The following is a 2585-nucleotide window of genomic DNA, read 5'->3' as shown; positions in this document are numbered from 1 at the left end:
CCAACGCTCGCCCAAGATTCAAGCATCCCCTAACGGTTATGAATTCTTGTCATTCCCGCGCAAGCGGGAATCTATTCTTAAACTACCATTGTACCTCGCTAGAAATAGGTTCCCGCCTGCGCGGGAACGACAGTTTTTCTTAAATGAATGGCAGTATCACTAGAGTTACATGGAAATTATGTTTAAGCTTTAACATCCACAAGCTCGATGTCCTCAGAGGCCAACCGCTCGCCCAAGAATATCTCGCCAACAATCTGGAAGCGCTTGATTGAGTCGGTTACCATGTAACTTACTGAACGCCCGACAGAAGGAATATCATTCAACAAATCCTGCTTTTCGAGCAACTGATGCAGGGCGAGTGCCGTGGCATGTGCTGAATCAACTATAGCAACCCCTTTAGGTAACAAATCGCGCAACAAAGGCTTAAATACAGGGAAATGCGTACATCCCAGGAGCACCGTATCTTCGTTAGTAAAACCATCCAGGTAATGTTTTAACGCTTCGCGAGCAACTTGATTGTTCACCATCCCTTCTTCTGCTAAAGCAACCAAAACGCTGCACGCGCGAGTATTAATTATTGCCTGGGGTACGTGTTGGGTAATTAGATTTTGGTATGCATTGGATGCAATCGTTGTTTCGGTAGCCAAAACAATAATGCGTTTGTTTTCAGTTGCCGCAACAGCTGCCGCAGCACCTGGTGCAACCACACCAAGCACAGGCATACCAGGTAACATTTCCTGTAAATACGGTAATGCGGCGGTAGTGGCTGTATTACAGGCAATTACCAAAGCCTTAATTCGCCGCTCCACCAGCAATTTTGCCATTTGCATGGCATATTGTTTTACCGTATCTGGGCTTTTAGTACCATAAGGAAGTCGAGCTGTATCCCCCAGATAGATAAACGATTCTTGCGGTAGACCCTCCCGCAATGCACGCAAAACAGTTAAGCCGCCCATCCCTGAGTCAAATACACCAATCGCCAGTTGGTTTGAATTCAATTGTGTAACCCCCTGTATGAATTTTAATAGCACTCCACACGTTCCAGTGCGTTTACTTAATTCACGTGTAGAGTTTTTCTCATAGTCTCAAAATATACCTATCATGCCTCAAGAAACGAGATCTAATTATATTTTTTTTCCTGAAGCAGTTAGGTGTTCGTCGACCTTCAATGCATCTGTCGAACTCCCAGCTTGCCCACCTCTCATAAGAGACATTTGTTCTCGTGATTTTTTGGTATTAGCAATGAAATCCTTAGCCTCTGTTTTAAAACCTTCCAGCGCCTTATCATTGTAGCCCCTCAACTTATCTTTGATAAATTTATCATCAACAGTTGATTGCAATTCAAATCCCGCTCTCTTACGTGGCCCTTCACAGCCAGGAACATGGGATTCTATTTTAAATTTTAAATCGTTTTTCATTAAGAGAAGCGCGGCATAGACTCTATCTGCATGATGCTGATCGTCACCGGTAATAAAGACAGTTTGCTCACCAGTTCCCTTCAAATTGGTTATGAGCATTTTAGCTTGTTTAATTGCCATCTGAGATTTTTCTTGTTCCGTCATTTTATCTCGTTCAGCAGCATCTGTTACATCTGTTACTTTACCAGTATGATCCTGAACTAACTTTCCTGTAGCTGTATCTTGTGCAGCATTTTGACCTCTAGCTTTTTGGGGAAAGTTGGCAACTGACTCAATTTTATCTCCTTGCTGTAATTTCACCCCTTGATAACGAGTTTCAATAGGATTTGCAGTACGAATACCCACAGCACCTGTACTTGGAGCCACATTTGAAGGAGTAGGATCCGATACGGTCCCATCATTTCTTACTAATTTATCAGTAAAATGTTCGAGACGAGGATCTTTTCCTGTTTGCCAAAAGGAATCTGCCATATTTGGCTTTGTATTAATGGCGGCAAGTTTTAATCCAGCTTGTCTCTTTATTTCCAGCCAATCTCCATCTGATAGATGATTTCTTACAAAATCTCGAGTAAAACGCCAACTGGTTCGTTGCCTATTTATTTCAGCAACTATCTGATCTTCATCTCTCGCTGCAGCAATACGCTCTAAGAGTTGAGGCTGATCAATTTTTTTAATGGCATCTGAAATCAGAAAAAAATAATACTTTTCTTTAGCTCGTTTTTTTATATCTCGTGCATCGGTATTTGACAACAAGTCTTCAGTAGTCAATGCAGTACTTAAATCAACATTTCCAAGTATAACCCTCGCATCGTTTAACCTCATTCTAACAGTATTCATGTTAGGCGCTGTCGCAATACCTCTCAGAACGGTCCGGATATTTGCGTTTACAGCTTCGTCGTTGCCCATTGTTAAATTAGTGTTAATGGCATCGGTAATAGTTTTGGCATTGGTCAAAGAAGTATGCTTGGCTACAACTGCCGCATCGATTAAATTAGCTTCTGCATTATGAAGATTCGCTTGTTGACCGAAATCAACTCCAACAACTAAATTTAAAGTGGTATTAAGAACTTGTAATGCCGCCCGTTTTTGATCCTCGTTACCACGTGGGGTATTATGGTAAGTGGTCAAAGCCGCCAAGGCAGCATCATCCATGGCATCAATAGTACC

2 protein-coding genes are annotated in these 2585 nt (G+C 42.1%); both read right to left on the bottom strand.

Annotated features, from left to right (window positions below; all coding sequences use genetic code 11):
• Positions 1 to 182: 182 nt before the first annotated feature.
• Positions 183 to 998: a glutamate racemase gene (murI, locus tag DGG96_RS19965; RefSeq protein ID WP_110144228.1), complete on the bottom strand. Its 816-nt coding sequence runs from the start codon at positions 996 to 998 to the stop codon at positions 183 to 185.
• A 126-nt stretch (positions 999 to 1124) separates the two neighbouring features.
• Positions 1125 to 2585 (bottom strand): hypothetical protein (locus DGG96_RS20990; protein WP_165831653.1); only part of this gene is annotated, 1461 nt, incomplete at its 5' end.

The sequence above is a fragment of the Legionella qingyii genome (genome assembly GCF_003184185.1).
This window is presented reverse-complemented; position numbering and strand designations above follow the sequence as displayed.